This is a genomic window from Bartonella krasnovii, assembly GCF_003606345.3.
Taxonomy (GTDB): domain Bacteria; phylum Pseudomonadota; class Alphaproteobacteria; order Rhizobiales; family Rhizobiaceae; genus Bartonella; species Bartonella krasnovii.
Window position 1 is genome coordinate 111567 of the sequence record NZ_CP031844.2, and the last position, 20448, is coordinate 132014.

Annotated in this window: 17 protein-coding genes; 10 read left to right on the forward strand and 7 right to left on the reverse strand. The window is 37.7% G+C overall.

The window, feature by feature from the left end; all coding sequences use genetic code 11:
* Positions 1 to 255 precede the first annotated feature (255 nt).
* From ugpB to D1092_RS00390, 4 genes are all read left to right on the forward strand, one after another.
* Positions 256 to 1590 carry a sn-glycerol-3-phosphate ABC transporter substrate-binding protein UgpB gene (ugpB, locus tag D1092_RS00375; RefSeq protein ID WP_120121679.1) on the forward strand — a complete coding sequence of 445 codons (1335 nt, stop codon included), beginning with the start codon at positions 256 to 258 and terminating at the stop codon, positions 1588 to 1590.
* 95 nt (positions 1591 to 1685) lie between these two features.
* Positions 1686 to 2570, forward strand: coding sequence for a sn-glycerol-3-phosphate ABC transporter permease UgpA (gene ugpA / locus D1092_RS00380; RefSeq protein WP_120121680.1), 885 nt, complete (start codon positions 1686 to 1688; stop codon positions 2568 to 2570).
* A gap of 23 nt (positions 2571 to 2593) precedes the next feature.
* On the forward strand, positions 2594 to 3445 hold the full coding sequence (gene ugpE / locus D1092_RS00385) for a sn-glycerol-3-phosphate ABC transporter permease UgpE (protein ID WP_120121681.1): 852 nt from the start codon (positions 2594 to 2596) through the stop codon (positions 3443 to 3445).
* Positions 3446 to 3447: 2 nt separating this feature from the next.
* Positions 3448 to 4494: a sn-glycerol-3-phosphate import ATP-binding protein UgpC gene (locus D1092_RS00390; RefSeq protein ID WP_120121682.1), complete on the forward strand. Its 1047-nt coding sequence runs from the start codon at positions 3448 to 3450 to the stop codon at positions 4492 to 4494.
* Positions 4495 to 5352: 858 nt separating this feature from the next.
* On the opposite strand, the gene D1092_RS00395 is transcribed toward D1092_RS00390, so the two are convergent.
* The 3 genes from D1092_RS00395 to D1092_RS00405 are packed head-to-tail and all read right to left on the reverse strand — an operon-like array spanning position 5353 to position 7909.
* Positions 5353 to 6273 (reverse strand): metal ABC transporter solute-binding protein, Zn/Mn family, encoded by a 921-nt coding sequence (locus D1092_RS00395; RefSeq protein ID WP_120121683.1) that lies wholly within the window; start codon positions 6271 to 6273, stop codon positions 5353 to 5355.
* Between the two features lie 10 nt (positions 6274 to 6283).
* Positions 6284 to 7153, reverse strand: coding sequence for a metal ABC transporter permease (locus tag D1092_RS00400; RefSeq protein WP_120121684.1), 870 nt, complete (start codon positions 7151 to 7153; stop codon positions 6284 to 6286).
* Between the two features lie 3 nt (positions 7154 to 7156).
* Positions 7157 to 7909, reverse strand: a complete 753-nt coding sequence (locus D1092_RS00405; protein ID WP_120121685.1) for an ABC transporter ATP-binding protein — start codon at positions 7907 to 7909, stop codon at positions 7157 to 7159.
* Positions 7910 to 8598: 689 nt separating this feature from the next.
* Here D1092_RS00405 and nrdH point away from each other — a divergent pair.
* From nrdH to nrdF, 4 genes are read left to right on the forward strand one after another with little or no spacing between them, the layout of a single operon-like run.
* Complete coding sequence (nrdH, locus tag D1092_RS00410) at positions 8599 to 8823, forward strand: glutaredoxin-like protein NrdH (RefSeq protein WP_120121686.1); 225 nt, start codon at positions 8599 to 8601, stop codon at positions 8821 to 8823.
* Positions 8823 to 9221 (forward strand): class Ib ribonucleoside-diphosphate reductase assembly flavoprotein NrdI, encoded by a 399-nt coding sequence (nrdI, locus tag D1092_RS00415; protein WP_120121687.1) that lies wholly within the window; start codon positions 8823 to 8825, stop codon positions 9219 to 9221. Before nrdH ends, nrdI begins: the two co-directional genes overlap by 1 nt.
* Complete coding sequence (nrdE, locus tag D1092_RS00420; RefSeq protein WP_120121688.1) at positions 9203 to 11353, forward strand: class 1b ribonucleoside-diphosphate reductase subunit alpha; 2151 nt, start codon at positions 9203 to 9205, stop codon at positions 11351 to 11353. Before nrdI ends, nrdE begins: the two co-directional genes overlap by 19 nt.
* An 11-nt stretch (positions 11354 to 11364) precedes the next feature.
* Positions 11365 to 12339: a class 1b ribonucleoside-diphosphate reductase subunit beta gene (gene nrdF, locus D1092_RS00425; RefSeq protein WP_120121689.1), complete on the forward strand. Its 975-nt coding sequence runs from the start codon at positions 11365 to 11367 to the stop codon at positions 12337 to 12339.
* Here the strand turns inward: nrdF and prmC are convergent.
* The 4 genes from prmC to secA form a co-directional block, all read right to left on the reverse strand.
* Complete coding sequence (gene prmC, locus D1092_RS00430; protein ID WP_120121690.1) at positions 12336 to 13202, reverse strand: peptide chain release factor N(5)-glutamine methyltransferase; 867 nt, start codon at positions 13200 to 13202, stop codon at positions 12336 to 12338. The genes nrdF and prmC overlap by 4 nt on opposite strands.
* Entirely contained in the window at positions 13199 to 14278 is a 1080-nt protein-coding gene (prfA, locus tag D1092_RS00435) for a peptide chain release factor 1 (protein ID WP_120121691.1), read from the reverse strand. The genes prmC and prfA overlap by 4 nt, the downstream gene beginning before the upstream one ends.
* A 191-nt stretch (positions 14279 to 14469) precedes the next feature.
* A complete protein-coding gene (locus D1092_RS00440; RefSeq protein WP_120121692.1) occupies positions 14470 to 14889 on the reverse strand; it encodes a Fur family transcriptional regulator in 420 nt (139 codons plus the stop codon).
* 14 nt (positions 14890 to 14903) lie between these two features.
* The gene (gene secA / locus D1092_RS00445; protein WP_120121693.1) at positions 14904 to 17621 is read right to left on the reverse strand and encodes a preprotein translocase subunit SecA; all 2718 of its coding nucleotides are present in this window, start codon (positions 17619 to 17621) and stop codon (positions 14904 to 14906) included.
* Positions 17622 to 18043: 422 nt separating this feature from the next.
* On the opposite strand from secA, the gene D1092_RS00450 reads away from it, so the two are divergent.
* Positions 18044 to 18997 carry a peptidylprolyl isomerase gene (locus tag D1092_RS00450; RefSeq protein WP_120121694.1) on the forward strand — a complete coding sequence of 318 codons (954 nt, stop codon included), beginning with the start codon at positions 18044 to 18046 and terminating at the stop codon, positions 18995 to 18997.
* Between the two features lie 128 nt (positions 18998 to 19125).
* Positions 19126 to 20358, forward strand: coding sequence for a bifunctional glutamate N-acetyltransferase/amino-acid acetyltransferase ArgJ (gene argJ, locus D1092_RS00455; RefSeq protein WP_120121695.1), 1233 nt, complete (start codon positions 19126 to 19128; stop codon positions 20356 to 20358).
* Positions 20359 to 20448 lie beyond the last annotated feature (90 nt).

The following is a 20448-nucleotide window of genomic DNA, read 5'->3' on the forward strand; positions in this document are numbered from 1 at the left end:
TTTTACCTATTTACTTATTTATTTAAGTCATAAATCACCTCACTTTTTTAGCTCATTATAAACGCGTATCTCGTTCATACATAAGAAGGCTTATAATAGAAAAAGAATAAATCTAAACAAATTCATTTGACCTTTTGGTGGTTCCTGTTTAAATGAAAAGATATATTTCTGAAATAAAACTGTCATAGCATATTCATGTATAATACTATAAATCCAGGGGTAGTTTGTATTTCATCACTTCAGAAAGGGTGAACCATGAGTCGTTTTTATCTTTTCATAGCGGCCACGGTTGCTATCATAACGTCCACAGCGGGAGTGACAGCGAGTTTTGCGCAGACAAAAATCAGCTTTTGGCACTCTATGAGTGGTGAATTAGGAAAGCAAACTGAAAGTCTCATTAATGATTTTAATGCAAGTCAATCTGAGTATAAAGTTGTGCCTTCATTTCGCGGCGAATATGAAGAGGGGTTGGTTGCACTTATTGCAGCGTTTCGTGGAAAGAAACAGCCCGTGCTTGCACAAATTTATGATGTTGGTACTGGAACTATGATGGCTGCAAAGGGTGCGGTCTATCCATTTTATCAACTTATGGCTGATACAAAACAAGAATTCGATCCTACAGATTATTTCCCTGCTATTAGCGGTTATTACTCCGATGAACAGGGGCATATGATCTCTATGCCATTCAATATTTCAACACCAATCCTTTATTATAACAAAGATATCTTTAAAAAAGCAGGACTTGATCCAGAACAGCCTCCTAAAACATGGCAAGATATAGAAGATTTTTCTAAAAAAATTCTTGAGACTAAGGCCGCAACGTGTGGTTTTACAATGGCTTATGCAGCTCAATGGATTGGGATAGAAAATTTTTCAGCGTTGCATAACGTTCCTTTTGGGACGAAAGAAAATGGCTTTAAAGGACTTGATTCAGAGCTTACATTTAATGGACCTTTACAAGTACGTATGTGGACAGACCTGAAAAGATGGTCTGATCAAGGTATTTTCCACTATGGTGGTCCTGCTGGTGCGTTAGATTCAACACCAATGTTTATGGCACAAAATTGTGCAATGTTTATGCAATCTTCAGGATCACATGCTGGAATTGTTTCTGAAGCTCAGTTTAATGTGGGCGTTGGTATGCTACCGTATTATAAGGATGTAGAAGGCGCACCGCAAAATTCAGTTATTGGGGGAGCTTCTATTTGGGCGTTGAAGGGTCATACCCCAAAAGAATATGCTGGAGCAGCAGCTTTTCTTAAGTTTCTTTCAAAAACGGAAAATCAAGCAAAATGGCATCAAGGGACAGGTTATCTTCCAACGACAAAAGCAACTTATGAATTGAGCAAAGAACAACATTTCTATGAAAAAACGCCAGGGGCTGATATCGCTATCAAACAGATCAATCTTAATCCACCGACAGTTAACTCGAAAGGGATAAGATTTGGTAATTTACCACAAATCCGTACCATTCTTGATCAAGAGTTTGAAGCGGTTCTTAGGGGATCAAAAACACCGAAAGATGGTTTAGATGAGGCCGTTGAACGTGGAAATAAACTCTTGCGTGAGTTTGAAAAATCCAATCATTAATTTCGTTTTTTTGTTAAATATAAAAGACTCAACAAAAACAGTTGAGTCCTTTTTGTTTACCTTTTTAAAGTCTCTACATTTAAAGAGCCCTACGAATGCAAGAAAAACACGCATATTTTAAAAAGAGTCTCCTTTCTTACGGATTACTTTTTCCTCAACTTCTTGTGACTTTTTTGTTTTTCTTTTGGCCTGCTGCTCAAGCTGTAAAATCGTCCTTTGAGCGTGAAGATCCTTTTGGCTTTACAACAACCTTTATTGGTTTTGAAAATTATTTAACCGTTCTTTCTGATCCTACTTATCGACAATCACTTCTTACAACTGTAGTATTTTCCATCTCAGTTACTGTCGTTTCAATGACAATATCACTTCTTTTGGCTGTCTGTGTTGACCGTGTCGTTCGTGCAAAAAAGGCTTATACAATGCTTTTGCTCTGGCCTTATGCTGTTGCGCCAGTATTGGCCGGCATATTATGGCTGTTTATCTTTCATCCCGCCATTGGGATTATTCCTTTTCTTCTCGAGAAAGTAGGGGTGCTATGGAATTATCGTATTAATGGCACTCAAGCGATGATTTTGATTGTCATTGCGGCTAGCTGGAAACAAATTTCTTACAATTTTCTCTTTTTTCTTACAGGTCTTCAGTCTATTCCGCATTCTCAAATAGAAGCAGCAGCCATTGATGGTGCTGGTCCCTTTAAACGATTTTGGACTGTTGTTTTTCCGCAAATTTCACCAACAACATTTTTCCTTCTTATCATCAATATCAATTATGTTATGTTTGACACTTTTGGTATTATTGATAACACAACTTCTGGAGGTCCTGCGCGCGCAACAAACATTCTCGTCTATAAGATATATGACGATGGCTTTAAAAATCAAATAATCGGTACGTCAGCAGCACAATCAACAATATTGATGTTGATGGTTATTGTCTTAACGTTTATCCAGTTTCGTTGGATTGAACGTCGTGTACAATATTAGAAAACAAATTATGGCTGAAAATTATGGTTGAAAATCGCCCTGTTCTTAAATTTCTAACTCATATCACTCTTATTGTTGGTATTATCATTATTTTCTTTCCAGTTTATGTTGCTATTATTGCATCAACCCATAGTTCAGCGGCATTTAATGCGGGAATACTTCCTCTTTTACCTGGGAAATATGCTCTGGAAAACTATAAAACAATTTTTGGGGATGGCCTTTCACAGCTTGGTCTCCCTAACCTCTGGCCCCTCTTAATAAATTCACTCATTATGGCTCTAGGGATTAGCATTGGCAAAATTATTATTTCACTTTTGTCTGCTTATGCAATTGTCTACATGCGTTTTCCCTTCCGAAAAACTGCTTTTGCTCTTATTTTTGTTACATTGATGCTGCCTGTCGAAGTTCGTATTCTTCCAACCTATGAGGTTGTCGCGAAATTGGGGATGATCGACACCTATAGTGGAATGATTATCCCACTTATTGCATCCGCAACCGCTACATTTTTATTTCGCCAGTTTTTTTTGACTGTTCCTGATGAACTCTTAGAGGCAGCACGTGTTGATGGTGCAGGACCATTTAAATTTTTTAAGGATATTCTCCTTCCTCTCAGCAAAAGCAATATCGCTGCTTTATTTATCATTATGTTCATTTATGGATGGATACAATATCTTTGGCCTCTTATCATAACAACGGATCAAAATCATCAAACAGTCCTTATTATTTTAAAACAGCTTATTGTTGAATCACTACAACATGATCCTCAATGGAATATCCTTATGGCAGTATCGGTCGTTGCCATGGTACCACCTGTTCTTGTTGTTGTCTTCATGCAACGGCTTTTTATCAAAGGCCTTATTGAAACGGAGAAATAATTGTGGCCACAATCCAGTTATCAAATATAAAAAAACAGTATGACAACGGCATTATGGTCATTGATGACTTAAACTTAACTGTTGCTGATAAAGAACTTCTTGTTCTTGTTGGTCCTTCAGGATGCGGAAAGTCAACTTTGTTACGTATTATTGCAGGACTTGAACAAGTTACCTCAGGTGAACTGTGTATTGATAACGAACGAATCAATGATCGTGAGCCAGCTGATCGTGATATTGCGATGGTTTTTCAAAATTATGCCCTTTACCCCCATATGACAGTTCGCGGAAACCTAGAATATGGTCTTAAAAATCGTAAAACGCCTAAAGAAGAAATAAAAAAACGCATTGCACATGCTGCAAAGCTTTTGGAGATAGAGCCATTTCTTGATCGTAAACCGCGACAATTATCAGGAGGACAACGCCAGCGTGTTGCGATGGGACGTGTAATTGTACGTCAACCCCGTGTTTTTCTCTTTGATGAACCTCTTTCCAATCTTGATGCAAAATTACGGGCACAGATGTGTATTGAGATAAAAACGCTACAGCGTTCATTAGGAACAACCAGCGTCTATGTTACCCATGATCAACTAGAAGCTATGACATTAGCCGATAGAATTGTCGTTTTGAATAAAGGAGCTATCGAGCAAATTGGAACACCAATGGAAATTTACGATACTCCAGCAACCATATTTGTTGCTGATTTTATTGGTTCTCCTCCTATGAATTTTCTTGATCGTCATGTCTTAGAACAACATTTAGGGCATTCATTTTCTTATAGCGAAGAAACGGATTTTTTAGCTTTCAGACCTGAAATAGTCTTATTGGGTGAACACCCAGATAAAGGACCTGTTTTCCACACAAAAATTGAGCTTATAAAGCCGATCGGAACAGGTTGCCATGTTTTAACACGTTGGAATGATCTCATTTTTACGATTGAAATTAAAGAACGTTTGACACACGACTATGGTCAAAAACTAAGTTTCACTGTAGCTCATCAAGATTTTCATACCTTTAACAAAAACACTGGAAAGCGTACAAGGAATAAGTAAACATTAATTGATGTGACAAGACTTTCTTTTATGCATCATCATGATAGTGTTGTGTTTTTAGCGCTCTCTATTACATTCATAAAATCAACGTGTACCGATGAGATTAAAAAATTAAAAGTTTTTGTAATGATTCATTGTCACATAATAGTGAGAATGTCGAAATGCTCATATGAAGGAAATTTATCTTTTTACATTCTATAAGAAGAATATTATTTTCGAATATAATAAAGTTTTTTCATTGTAGAACACATCAATAGGTAATAACTATTTACAAACCATTTTTTCTTTCATTTTGAAATGAGATTTATTTATAAAAACAATATGTTATTAATTTTCCCTGAGGCGATAATTTATGTCTTTTATAAAGAATGAATAAGAAAAATAAAGAGAGAAAACTACTCACAAATGGTGGCACTAAATCCCCCATATCTCAGCTTTGATGGGTGATATAAAAAATCCATTTTATCCTTAAAAACGCGACAATGTTCTGAATGCCTTGTATAAAATAGGGACGCTCTGCTTAACGGCAGCATATTGATTTATAATGATAATTCACGGTTTTGTATGTTGAGTGAGAAAATTCCAAATACCATAAGATTTTCCCATTCCAAATCTGTTTCATGTTGAACTCATAAAAATCATTTGTTTTCCGTTATAAGCGAAGAGAGCCATGCGGATAAAAAACTATTAAGAAAGAATTAAAATGCTTTTTATGAATTAATTTACGTGTTGAGAATTATAGCAAAAGAAACATTGGAAAATAGAATAATAATACTCGCGGCTTGGACACCATGAAATAACAACTCCACTTATGACTTTAATTTATAGGATATAAGTTTCCTTCTATAAAAATATTTTTTAATGTTTTGTGATGGCATCAATGATAGTATTCACATTATGCTCCATCATATCGAGATAAGTTGCAGCAGGGCCATTTTCGTTTGACAATGCATCAGAATAAAGGGTTCCACCAATTTTTAAACCTGTTTCTTTTGAAATTTGTTTTATGAGACGAGGATTAGAGATATTTTCAACGAACAAAGCTGCTGCCTTATTTGCTTTAATTTGTTTGATAAGTTTAGCAACATCAGCTGCGGTTGCTTCAGTTTCTGTTGAAGCGCTTTGGGGGGCTAAGATAGTGAAGCCATATTCTTTGGCAAAATAGCCAAAAGCGTCATGAGATGTAATAATGACACGTTTATCTTTAGGGATTGTGGCAATTTTTGTTTTTAGGGCATCTTGTGCTGTTTTAAGCTTTTTGATGTAGGTTTCGGCATTTTTATTGTATTGAGTGCAAGATTGTGGATCAATTTTACAAAAAGCAACAGCGATATTCTTCACATAGATTTCGGCATTGGGAATTGTTTGCCAAGCATGTGGATCAATAACGTTGTGATGATGGTGATGGGTATCATGTTCTTGATTTTTCATTTTGAGGGAGGGAATGTTAGCACTAACCTCGACAAGGAGTGCTCTTGTCCCACTTGCTGTGATAAGGCGGTCAATGAATCCCTCTAAATGAAGTCCATTGATAAAGATAATCTGAGCATTTTTAAGAGCTTGAGCATCATGAGGGGTGGGTTCATAAGTATGGCTATTCGCATTAGGTCCCACAAAAGTGGTTATAGAGATATTATTGCCTCCTACATTTTTTACTAAATCTGCAAGAATAGAAAAGCTTGCAACAACTTTTATTTTATTGTGTGCAGAAGCAGGAAAGGGAGAAAGGGCAAACAATAAAGCACTCAGCAGAACAAATTTTTGAGTAAATTTAGGCATCTTTTTTTCTTTAAAGTGAGGAAGTATAAAAAAGGTGGGGAAACCATGTTACAATAAAACCGCGTGGGCTTATGAGGCAGGAAGCAAGGTAAATAAATCCTGCGGCAATGATGATAGCAGGGCCAGAGGGCAGTGAGAGATGAAAAGAAAGCAGAAGACCACATACGCTAGAAATGATTCCAAAAAGAATGGAAAGCACACAAATAGGGCCTAAGCGTGAAAACCAAAAACGGGCTGTAATCGCTGGAATCATCATAATGCCAACGGAAAGTAATGTTCCAAGCGACTGAAAGCCTCCAACCAGATTCAACACCACAAGTCCAAGCAATGAAATATGAATATATTTACTCAATGGAGAGAGTGATTTAAAAAAGAGAGGGTCAAAGCTTTCTAAGACAAGTGCACGCCAAAAAATAAAAAGGCAGCAGAGTGTGATCAGCATTATGATAGTGATCAACCAAAGAGCCTGTGTATCAATTGCTAAAACTGATCCAAATAAGAGATGAAGCAGTTCAATGGTTGAATCTTTCAGTGAGATAATAATGACACCTGCTGCAAGTGCAATAAGATAAAAAACAGTCATGGATGCATCTTCTTTCTGAAAGCTATTTCGTGAAATTAAAATGGTTGCTAAAGCAACAATAAGGCCGGCGAAAATACCGCCAAGTGTCATAGATATGAGTGAAAAGCCGCAAATAAGAAAAGCAGTTGCAACACCAGGAAGAATAGCGTGGGATATAGCATCTCCTGTTAAGCTCATTCCACGAAGCATCAAAAAGACACCAACAGGACAAGCACTCATAGAGAGAAGGATTGAGCCGATAAGGGCATTTTGCATAAAGTGGAAATCAACAAAGGGGGCAAGAAAAAATGCATACACGTCTTATAGCCTAAGAAAGAGAGAGTCATTAATAGGAAGGAGGCGCTTTCGTGCACTAATACACAAAGGGTTAGCGGTGAGAGGGGACATAATGGGGTGAATGGTATTGTCGAGAAACTGTGTTGTTTCTCCATAAAAAGCGTTTTGTTGATTAATTTGAATCATTTGAGGAAAAAACTCTCGCACGACAAGAGGATCATGGAGTGCTGTGAGAACTGTGCGTCCTTGCTGTTGCCAGTACGTGATCAGTGTAAGAAGGTCTTTTTGAGTATTGCGATCGATACCATTGAAAGGCTCGTCAAGCAATATAATATCAGCATCTTGTACGATGATACGTGCAAAAAGAGCGCGTTGTAATTGCCCACCTGATAATGTTTCAAGCGAACGGCTAGCAAGTGCTGTGAGCCCAACCATTTCAAGCGCATTCTGAATCTTAGACTCATAAGGGCGCTGGTTTTTCCATAATCCACAAAAAGACCATAGTCCTGTTCTTACAAGTGTTTTCACATCAATTGGAAATGTTTGATCTATATCACATTGCTGAGAAAGATAAGCGATCCGACTGTTTTTCGGCTTTATAACTTTACCTTTAAGAGGTTTAATCAACCCAGCAATGGCTTTTAGCAATGTTGATTTTCCAGCACCGTTATCACCTGTGACTGCGACCAATGAACCTGCTTTTAATTTTGCTGAAAAACCTTTGATCGCTATTCTATTCCCATAGCCTAATGTTGTCTTTTTAAAGTGCAGATTCATAACTTATACCATATTTGCTTATTATTTTAGATAACTATGTAATAATATAACGTTTGTCAATAAAATGTTATATTATTACACAATTTTGAGAGCTGAATATTTTAGTGGGAAGATCGTGGACAATTCAAAATAATCGTCGAATTCTCCTTGACGAAAGAGAGAGAGTATATACTATATATAGTATCAAAATGATTGGTGATTCTAAATAAGCACAAGAGAGGGTATTAGTGTGTTTCGTTTGGTATCTAAGTTATTTCCAATGTTATTGTAAAATTATTGAGCAAGGGTATAGCGATATTCTTGCTGAAGTGTTTCTTTTGGAAGGATTTCCTTTCATTTTTGTAATTGATTTTTGCCGTAAAAGAGTAAGACAGAACTCTTGAAAACGGCGGTTTAGAACGTTAGTTTTTAGACAGCAGGAGGGAGTTGTTTGCCAAGCAAAAGATTGTTTTATAACTGGGGGTTCCCATTTAAGTTGTAGAATAATTTCTTATTCTCATCATAGTCTTTAAGGTTATTTGATGAGGGATTCTGTTATGTTTAGGAATCTGTGTGCTATTTGAAAATAATCACACGTTTTGCGTACAATTTCTGTTGTTTGTTATTCTTGAGTATTTATAAAATTATTAGAAAGTTATTAGATTGACTCTTTTAGGGTTGATTGTTTTGAATTGTGAAAGTTGAAGAAAATGTCGATCACTATCTATAGCAAACCATCTTGTGTTCAATGTGATGCTACACGCCGTGCTTTTGATGCAAAAGGTATTCGTTATCGTGTTGTTGATATTTCCTGTGATGAACAAGCCTACAGTTTTGTTCAATCTCTGGGGTATCGCCAGGTTCCTGTCGTTGTTTGTGGTGAAAATCATTGGTCTGGTTTTAGACCAGATATGATTAGTGGTCTTTGTGTTTAATGGGACTTCTTGTTTATTATTCAAGTGCTACGGGTAATACTGAACATTTTGTTTCACAGCTTGGTCAAAAACTTTTTAAAATTGATAAGAAAAAATCATCTGTGTTGGTTGGTGAGCCTTATGTATTGGTTGTTCCTACCTATGCAGATGGTGAAGGCAGAGGAGCTGTGCCAAAAGCAGTTATTCATTTCCTCAATGAAAGTGAGAATCGCAAATTCATTCATGGTGTCATTGGTGGTGGGAATCGTAATTTTGGTCGCTATTATAATTTAGCAAGCAAGATCATTTCTGAAAAATGTTGTGTGCCTTGCCTTTATCGTTTTGAGTTACGTGGAACTGATGAAGACGTTATTTGTGTAAAAAAGGGATTGGAAAGATTTTGGAAACAATTGGGATAGAACAGTCGCAGAAATCAGGTCAGATCACCGATTATCATGCACTGAATGCGATGCTTAATCTGTATGATGAAAATGGTCATATCCAATTTGATATGGATAGGCTTGCAGCGCGACAATATTTTCTCCAGCATGTTAATCAAAACACGGTTTTTTTTCATAATTTGAAGGAAAAAATAGACTACTTGATAGAAGAAGGTTACTATGAAAAAGATTTGTTTGAGCTCTATGATTTTTCTTTTATCAAAAAGCTTTTTAAGCGTGCTTATGCATTTAAGTTTCGCTTTCCCACTTTTTTGGGTGCGTTTAAATATTATACCAGCTATACACTGAAGACTTTTGATGGGAAGCGCTATCTTGAGCGTTATGAAGACCGTGTATGTCTTGTCTCTTTATATTTAGCAAGGGGCGATAAGGCTCTTGCTGAGAACTTTGTGGATGAAATTATTACAGGACGGTTTCAACCTGCAACCCCGACATTTTTGAATGCAGGGAAAAAACAACGGGGCGAATTGGTATCGTGTTTTCTGTTGCGTGTTGAAGATAACATGGAATCGATAGGGCGTTCAGTTAATTCAGCTTTACAGCTTTCAAAGCGGGGTGGAGGAGTAGCACTTTGTTTGACAAATTTGCGAGAAGCAGGAGCTCCGATTAAGCAGATAGAAAATCAATCTTCCGGTGTTTTACCGGTGATGAAACTCTTGGAAGATTCTTTCTCTTATGCTAATCAACTTGGTGCAAGGCAGGGGGCTGGTGCTGTTTATTTACATGCACATCATTTAGATATTATGAAGTTTTTGGATACAAAGCGTGAGAATGCTGATGAGAAAGTCAGAATTAAGACGCTTTCACTTGGTGTTGTTATTCCCGATATTACTTTTGAGCTTGCACGTAATAATGAGGATATGTACCTGTTCTCATCTTATGATATTGAGCGCGTTACAGGTAAACCCTTTAGTGATATTTCTTTGACGGAGCATTATCGGTCTTTTGTTGATGATGCAAGAATTCGTAAAAAGAAAATAAGTGCACGTGTTTTTTTCCAGACCTTGGCGGAGATTCAATTTGAATCAGGTTATCCCTATATTTTATTTGAGGATACTGCTAATCGAGCCAATCCGATAGCTGGGCGTATAAGTATGAGCAATTTATGTTCAGAAATTTTACAGGTGAGTGAGGCAAGTGAATTAGAGACGGATTTAACCTATCGCACTGTTGGAAGTGATATATCTTGTAATCTTGGTTCCATGAATATTGCAAAAGCAATGAAAAGTCCTGATTTCGGGCAAACGGTGGAAGCTGCTGTTCGTGCTCTTACTGCTGTTTCCGATATGAGCGATATTGCTTGTGTACCTTCCATCGCCAAAGGCAATGCTGAAAGTCACGCGATTGGTTTGGGACAAATGAATTTGCATGGTTTTTTAGCGCGTGAGAAGATTTATTATGGGTCTCCAGAAGCAATTGATTTTACCAATATTTATTTTTATACGGTAACCTATCATGCAATACGTGCTTCCAATTTAATTGCACGAGAGCGTAAGAAAATCTTTGCAGGATTTGAGAAGTCCGCTTATGCAGACGGTCGTTTTTTTGACAAATATATTGAGAGAGAATGGAAACCACAATTTGCACTTGTACAAGAGCTTTTTGCACGGAATAATATTTCTATACCAGACCAAAAGGATTGGCAGGAGCTCAAGGATTTAGTCGTTGAATACGGGCTTTATAATCGCAATCTGCAAGCTGTTCCCCCAACTGGATCTATTTCCTATATTAATCACGCGACCTCTTCTATTCATCCCATCGCTTCGAAGATTGAAATTCGCAAAGAGGGAAAAATTGGGCGCGTTTATTATCCTGCTCCTTACATGGATAATACAAATCTGGATTTTTACCAAGATGCTTATGAGATTGGTCCTGAAAAAATTATTGATACCTATGCTGCTGCTACACAGCATGTTGATCAAGGCCTTTCATTAACGCTCTTTTTCCCGGATACCGCTACCACGCGTGATATTAACCGTGCACAAATTTATGCCTGGAAAAAAGGTATAAAGAGCATTTATTATATAAGGTTGCGACAAGTAGCGTTGAGTGGAACGGAAGTGGATGGCTGTGTTTCGTGCAGTCTATAGGAGATAATCATATGACAAAGATTACAACCAAAAATCCTGTTGTTTGCGCTGTCAATTGGAATAGATTGCATGATGAGAAAGATCTTGAAGTATGGAACCGTTTAACGGGAAATTTTTGGTTACCTGAAAAGGTTCCGCTTTCCAATGATATTCCTTCGTGGTCAAGTTTGACAGAGGAAGAACGTAAGCTCACGATTCGTGTTTTTACTGGTTTAACACTTCTAGATACGATTCAAAATACTGTGGGTGCCATTTCACTGCTCGCTGATGCAATTACAGAGCATGAGGAGGCAGTATTGACCAATATTGCCTTCATGGAAGCAGTTCATGCGCGTTCTTATTCTTCTATTTTTTCAACCCTTTGTTCAACGGTAGAAGTTGATGATGCGTTTAGATGGTCAGAGGAAAATATTCATTTACAAAAAAAAGCCAGATTAGTGCTTGAACGTTATGAAGGGAATGATCCACTAAAGAAGAAAATTGCTTCGACTTTGCTAGAAAGCTTTTTATTCTATTCTGGTTTCTATTTGCCTATGTATTGGGCCAGCCGCGCTAAATTAACAAATACGGCGGATCTCATTCGGCTTATCATTCGCGATGAAGCTGTCCATGGTTACTATATTGGCTATAAATTTCAATTAGGGTTTGCAAAACTTGATGAGGACAAAAAGCAAGAAATTAAAGACTTTGCTTTTAATTTGCTCTTTGACCTTTATAATATTGAATGCAAATATACTGAAGATCTTTATGACGCTCTTGGCTTAACAGAAGATGTGAAAATTTTTCTTCATTATAATGCAAACAAAGCTTTAATGAATTTGGGTTTTGAAGCTCTTTTTCCACCTGAAGTTTGCCGTGTTAATCCGGCTATTTTGGCTTCTTTGTCACCAAACTCTGATGAAAATCATGACTTTTTTTCAGGAGCTGGTTCTTCCTATGTTATTGGTAAGGCAGTTGCTACGACAGATGATGATTGGGAATTTTAAGGGTTGTATACAAAGAGAAGGGCGCGGGGTATACCGTTTAAATCTTTGCGTATTTCTAAACGCTTAAAGCCATTTTTTTCAAATAAGTCGCAAACTTCTTTTTCTTGAGAGTAGCCGATTTCAACAGCAACATAACCTTCTGCTTTTAAGTAGTTTGCGGCTTTATCAGAAAGCTTTCGATAAAAATTAAGACCATCTTTCCCACCAATCAGTGCACGCAATGGATCATAGAGCCGCACTTCTTTGGCAAGATTTTGGATATCTTTTTCTGGAATATAAGGTGGATTGGAAATAATAAGATCAAATTGACCTGTAACAGAATCAAACCAATCACTAAGAAGAGGCGTAAAACGATTTATAACATCCGCATTCTCTGCATTTTTTTTCGCTGCTTTAAGAGCACAGTCAGAAATATCCACAGCCACTGCATAGGATTGGGGAACTTGTTTAAGAATTGAAATAGCAATAGCACCGCTTCCTGTTCCCATATCCAGCAGTGTTATTTTTTCTGATTTTTCACTCTGTTTTTTGAGGAGTGGTAAAACAAGATCCACCAGTGTCTCTGTATCAGGACGTGGTTCTAATGTTTCTTTGGAGAGTGTAAAAGATATGCCATAAAACTCTCTTGCTCCTATAATACGGTAGACAGGTTCACCAGCAATACGTCGTTGAATGGCGTTTTCTAATTGTGCAATTTGCTCAAAAGATAGGCAGAGATTTGGTTGAAGAATTCTATCCGACGCATTTGTGTTTGTTATCCATTCAATGAGTATTTTTGCTTCAAGACTGGCTTCAGAAATTCCTTGGGCATGCAATTTTTCTTGAGTTTGTCGGATAACATTGTTGAGAGTATGTGCGTTCATCCATGGTTATCCATTTCCATAAGGAGGGCTGTCTGATGATCGGATATGAGTGCATGAATAACTTCATCAAGCTCTCCTTCTAGAATGCGGTCAAGCTTATAGAGAGTGAGATTAATGCGGTGATCTGTGACACGTCCTTGTGGAAAATTATAGGTACGAATACGCTCTGAGCGATCACCAGAGCCAACTTGATTTTTACGAGAAGCTGAACGTTCATTTTCTGCTTTTTGTCGTTCGATATCAAATAAGCGTGCACGTAAAATTTGCAGCGCTCGTGCACGGTTTTGATGTTGTGATTTTTCTGCTTGTACAACCATAATTCCTGTTGGAATATGCGTGATACGAACGGCTGAATCCGTTGTATTGACATGCTGCCCTCCGGCTCCAGAGGCACGCATGGTATCAATGCGAATATCTTCTGGACGAATTTCAATATCAATTTCTTCAGCTTCTGGAAGGACAGCAACGGTCGCAGCAGATGTATGAATACGCCCTCCAGTCTCTGTTTCAGGGATGCGTTGTACACGATGAACGCCTGATTCAAATTTCAGTTTAGAAAAGACTCCTTTTCCTGAAATACTAGCAATAATTTCTTTATATCCACCAACTTCTCCCTCATTAAGTGAAACAACTTCAACTTTCCAGTTATGGGAAGCAGCATAGCGTTCATACATGCGGAAAAGATCACCAGCAAAAAGCGCAGCTTCTGAACCGCCTGTTCCTGCACGAATTTCAACAATGGCACTTTTTTCATCAGCAACGTCTTTAGGCAACAGGAGAATCTGCAGCTTTTGCTCAAGTTGTTCCATTTTCTGACATAATAATGGGAGTTCTTCTTGGGCAAGATGACGCATCTCCGTATCTGTGAGTTTATCACCGATAAGTGTTTCAAGATCCGTAATTTCTCTATAAAGCGCACTGAGGGTTTGTATGGAGGAAACGATTGGTTGTAGTTCGGCATATTCAGAAGCTAATTTCACATAAGTTTCAGCATCTGGGTTTTGAGCCATTTGACTTTCAATTATTTCAAAGCGCTTTTCAAGTTGTTTTATACGATCTTTTGGCAAAGAAACCATGACAATATTGGCCTAATTTGTTTAATACTTTTGTTATCATACAAGCAGTTGATTACCTTACAGCATCAGATAAAAGAGGCTCATAAAGTAGAAAAACTCTCTTGCCAATGAAAACGATAGCTTTTTTTGAAAAATTTGTAAAAAATCTGATTTTCATAACGCGCATTTTTTGATGACACATGTGAAATCAGCTACTCAAAAGTTGTTTTCTTCCCATAAAGTTCAAGGCGATGGTGAATAATATCATAGCCAAGAGATTTAGCAATTTCTTCTTGCAACTTTTCAATAACATCAGAATGAAATTCAATAACTTGCCCTGTTTCCACATCAATGAGGTGATCATGATGTTGGCCATCTGCTTGCTCAAAACGAGAGGGTCCACCACTAAAGCTATGACGATGAATTGTCCCATTTCCTTCTAACGTTTTCATGGTTCTATAAACTGTTGAGAGCGAAATACTCGAATCTATTTTGTGAGCACGTTGAAAAATTTCAAATGCGTTGGGATGATCATTTGTATCAGTCAAAATATCAAGAATAATGCGCCGTTGGCGTGTTACTCTTAAACCTGCAGCGCGTAATTCCTGTTCATAGTTTCGCTTTTTATCCATCTTCTTCATTGTTTTTAAACGAAGGCACCATGACAATGTTTGTATTTTTTTTCTGAACCACAAGGGCAACGTTCATTGCGTCCAACTTTACCCCATGTGGTAACATCGTTGGGATCACGGTCTTTTGGGTTAACAATTTTATTTTCTTGTGTTCGTGCCCATAAAGGTGGACCATTTTCTTGATTTTGATCATTAAAGACAGAAGAATCAGCACCAGCTTGCTCAGGCATGACTGGTTCCGTAGGTTGTTGAATAATTTCAAAGCGCATAAGCTTAGAAGTGACAATTCGGCGTAAATTTCTCAACATACTTTGAAAGAGTTCAAAGGACTCTGTTTTATACTCGTTAAGTGGATCGCGTTGTGCATAACCACGAAAGCCAACAACAGAACGCAAATGATCTAAACTTACCAAATGTTCACGCCATAACGTGTCAATGGTTTCGAGCAACATTGCTTTATGAAAATAAGCCATAACCTCTGGAGTATAGCGTTCAGTACGCTCATTTTCGAGTTTTGTAACAGCATCTAATATACGCTCTAAAATCTGTTCTTCGGCAATCCCATCTTCTTTGGCCCATGTCTCGATTGGAAGCTCAAGATTAAAGAGTTGTTGAAGTTCCTCTTCGAGAGCTTTTATATCCCATTTTTCAGAATATGTTCCTGATGGAATATAAGTTTCTACAAGATCTTCCACAACTTCATCGCGCATTTCATGGATCATTTCTGATAAATCGTCTGCGTTCATGATCTCCATACGCTGTTCAAAAATAACCTTGCGTTGGTCATTCATGACATCATCATATTTTAGAAGATTTTTACGAATTTCAAAGTTTCGTGCTTCAACTTTTTTTTGTGCTTTTTCAAGGGCTTTATTAATCCAGGGATGGATAATAGCTTCATTTTCTTTCAATCCAAGTTTTTGCAGCATGCTATCCATACGGTTGGAGCCGAAGATACGCATGAGATCATCTTGAAGAGAAAGAAAGAATTTTGAGCGACCAGGATCGCCTTGGCGACCAGAACGCCCACGAAGCTGGTTATCAATACGACGGCTTTCATGGCGTTCAGTTGCAATAACGTAAAGTCCCCCAGCGGCTAAAGCTTCTTCTTTAAGTTTTTTGACATCTTTTTTGATTTCTTCAATTTTAGCCGCCCGTTCTTCACCATCTGGCATATCCTGTAATTCTTGTCGGATACGCATCTCAACATTCCCACCAAGCTGTATATCAGTACCACGACCAGCCATGTTTGTCGCGATAGTAAGAGCGCCGGGAACTCCTGCTTGGGCAATAATATACGCTTCTTGTTCGTGATAGCGAGCATTTAAGACTCTAAAATCAGTAATGCCCTCTTTTCGCAAACGCTCTGCCAATTGTTCTGATTTTTCAATAGAGGTTGTTCCAACAAGAATCGGCTGTTTTTTTTCGTGCGCTTGACGGATATTATGTACAATCGCTCGATATTTCTCTTCTGCAGTTCGATAAATTTCATCATCTTCGTCAAGACGTTGTACTGGTAAATTGGTAGGGACTTCGACAACGTCAAGACCATAAATATTTCTGAATTCTTCGGCTTCTGTTGTTGCCGTTCCAGTCATTCCAGATAATTTTCTATACATACGGAAATAGTTTTGGAAAGTGATGGAAGCCAGTGTTTGATTTTCTGGTTGAATAGCAACATGCTCTTTAGCTTCTAAGGCTTGATGAAGTCCCTCAGAATAACGTCGTCCAGGCATCATACGACCTGTAAATTCGTCAATGATAACAATTTCATCATTGCGTACAATATAATCCTTGTCACGGACAAAGAGTTTATGAGCTTTAAGAGCATTATTAACATGATGAACGATAGCAACATTTTCTATGTCATAAAGACTTTCACCTTTAAGATGTCCAGCTTGTTCGAGCATTTTTTCAATTTTTTCAGTACCAACTTCAGTAAAAGTTGTTGTTTTTTGTTTTTCATCTATTTCATAGTCTTCTGGTGTTAAGGCAGGAATAAATGTGTCAATAAGGTTATAAAAATCCGTACGATCTTCTAGAGGACCAGAAATGATAAGAGGAGTACGTGCTTCATCAATAAGAATCGAATCCACTTCATCAACAATTGCATAGTGATGCCCACGTTGAACCATTTGATTACGATCAAAGGCCATATTATCGCGCAGGTAATCAAAGCCTAATTCATTATTTGTTGCATAGGTGATGTCGCATGCATAGGCTGCTCGACGGGCATCACTATCAAGGTCATGGAGAATTACGCCTGTTGTTAGTCCTAGAAAACCAAAAATTTTTCCCATTGTTTCAGCATCACGACTGGCGAGATAATCGTTTACTGTCACAACATGAACGCCTTTACCTTCCAATGCATTGAGATAAATTGGCAACGTTGCCATTAATGTTTTGCCTTCACCGGTACGCATTTCCGCTATACCACAGTCGTGAAGGACCATTCCACCAATAAGTTGTACGTCAAAAGGACGCATATCATAAACACGTTTTGCAGCTTCACGAACCGTTGCGAACGCTTCCGGTAAGAGTAAATCAACACTTTCACCTTCACTAAGACGTTTACGAAAGATTTCTGTCTTTTGGTAAAGCTGCTCATCGCTTAATTTTACAAATTGTTCTTCCAAAGCATTAATTTGTGCAACTTTTTGGCGGAGTGCTTTGAGACGTCTCTCATGAGCTGAACCGAAAAATTTACGTGCAAAAACACTTAAACTGACCATCTCTGGCCCTTTCTTTTAATTGTTATCATTCTTGTTAGGAAATTCATATGATTTCCCCATGTTCCACATTTTCTTTAAGTTTTCCGATATCATGAAATGCAGATGGTACCATTATACTTGCCGGTGTGCAATTTTTCACTTCAAATTGTAAAGTAGAGATAAGAGGCTAAGGGCGCTATGTCAACTTTAGGTATGTTATTAACGGATACAATTCAAAGTAATTTAAGATATAACGTGCCACTTTTCTCTATTATTATGTTTTTCATTTGCCTTAGATAGGGTTGAAAAAACTGAGATAAAAGAGCAATTTTATATTTTTTAAAATAAATTGCTAATTTATTTCTCTACGTTTAAATATTAAAGTGTTATGGTAAAGAAAATTGGAATCTTGAACCTGCCTTGCATTTTTAAGGAGTATATTTATGAAATTTAACTTTATCACGCTGTTTTTAGCATCAGCTTTATTGGCAAGTACAAGTTTAGGGGTGAGGGCCACAGAAGATTTGAATTCATCGCCGAATGATTTAAAGACTTTGGAAAAAGCTTCTGAAAAAGCTGTTTCTCCTTCTCATGTTATGGCTGTTATTGATGGGAAGGATATCACAGCAGGACAATTGGATGAGTTAGCGCTTGAAATAAATCCTAATTTAGCCCGTTTTCCCGATGAACAACGCCGTATCATGGTTTTAAAAGCCTATGTGGATATGCAGGCACTTGCAAAAGCGGCAAGAAGCAAAGGTCTTGATAAGAGTGAAGCTTACGATAAACGTATGGCAGTTATGCGTGACAATGTGCTTCAACAGCTTTATTTTAAACAGGCGATTGTTGACAAAATATCGGATACTGATTTGGAGGCTCTTTATAAACAAGAAATTGCTGCTTTACCTAAAGAAGATGAAGTTAAAGCGCGTCATATTTTGGTCAAAACCAGAAAAGAAGCAGAAGCCATCATTAAGCGTTTAAGTAAAGGCGAAAATTTCGAAGAGATTGCCAAAAAAAGTTCAACAGATGGTTCCGCTGCTGTTGGGGGTGATCTTGGTTATTTTAGCCATGGTCAAATGGTCAAGCCTTTTGAAGATGCAGCATTTGGTTTGAAAGTTGGCGAATACACGAAACAACCCGTTGAAAGTCCTTTTGGTTGGCATATTATTAAATTAGAAGATCGTCGTGTAAAACAGCCTCCTGCATTTGATGATGTTAAAGAGATGTTGCGTACACAGTTGATAAAAAAGCGCTATCAAGAACTAATTGTTGATTTGCGTAGCAAGATAGATGTGAAGTATCCTGATCCTAATGTTACAAAAATCATGGAATCGCTTAATCAAAATGGAACGCTTATTCCCGATGAGACATCCGACGAAGAGGATACGGAATAACGAGAAAAATAAATAGATAGCCTCTTTAATAGATAGTTTGCTAAGTTTTTTTCAAAAAAAACGAACAGTTTTCTATTAAGAGGTTATTAAGCTGCGGTCATTTTATTTATTTTTATAGAGAGCATATTGTGGTCTTTAAAATCTCTCCTTTGATGCCCCAAAACATCCAAGAGCTTTCCCCATTGTCTGATGTACGGATAGCGACAGCTAAAGCTGGGATTAAATATAAAGATCGTACAGATCTCCTTTTTATTGTATTCGATAAACCAGCGAGTGTGGCAGGTGTTTTTACACGTTCAAAATGTCCATCTGCTCCTGTAGAGCATTGTCGTGCATCGCTTCCCCATGGGGTTGCAAGGGGGGTTATTGTGAATTCTGGAAATGCAAATGCTTTTACAGGAAGCAAAGGAAAGAATACAACCAATGAAATCATCTGTGCAGCAGCGAATACTTTAAAGGTTAGAGAAAATGAAATTTTTATAGCTTCTACAGGTGTTATTGGTGAACCAATGGATGCATCGGCTATTGTAAATCTTTTACCAAGTATGGCAGAGACAGCAGAAGAGGGAAATTGGTTGGAAGCTGCAAAAGCCATCATGACAACTGACACATTTCCAAAACTTTCTACGCGTACCTTTAATTGTGGGGGGGTGAATGTTACCATTAATGCGATTGCAAAAGGTGCTGGAATGATTGCACCCGATATGGCGACAATGCTCTCGTTTGTTGTCTGTGATGCGACTATTTCTTCGGATATGCTTCAATCCATGCTATCAGAGGCGGTTCAAGGTTCTTTCAATTCGATTACTGTCGATAGTGATACTTCGACATCAGATACACTCATGATATTTGCGACAGGAAAAGAACATTTTCCATGCCTTAAAAGTCAATCTGATCCACGTTATGGCATTTTTGTAAAACAATTGAGTGAACTTCTGCATGAGCTAGCACTCCAAGTTGTATGTGATGGTGAAGGCGCACGTCATTTAATTGAAGTAAATGTAAGTGGTGCTACAACAGATAAGGCTGCCAAGACTATTGCTTTATCCATTGCAAATTCACCGCTTGTAAAAACAGCTATTGCTGGTGAAGATGCTAACTGGGGGCGCGTAGTTATGGCAGTTGGCAAGGCAGGTGTTGAAGTCGATCGTGATCTGTTGACAATTTGGTTTGGTGAACATCGTGTGGCAGTGAATGGCGAACGAGATCCTGCTTATTGCGAAGAAAAAATAGCTGCTTATATGCGAGGTAAACACATCACAATTCGTGTTGATATCGGTTTAGGTGAAAGTAGTACGACGGTTTGGTCTTGCGATTTAACAAAAGAATACGTTATGATCAATAGCGATTATAGAAGTTAACGGATACATCATAAATTTGACATTAGATATCTGTATATTTGAGGGAGAGTAGGGAGTATTTTAACACTTTTATTTTGAAGTAGAGGGTGA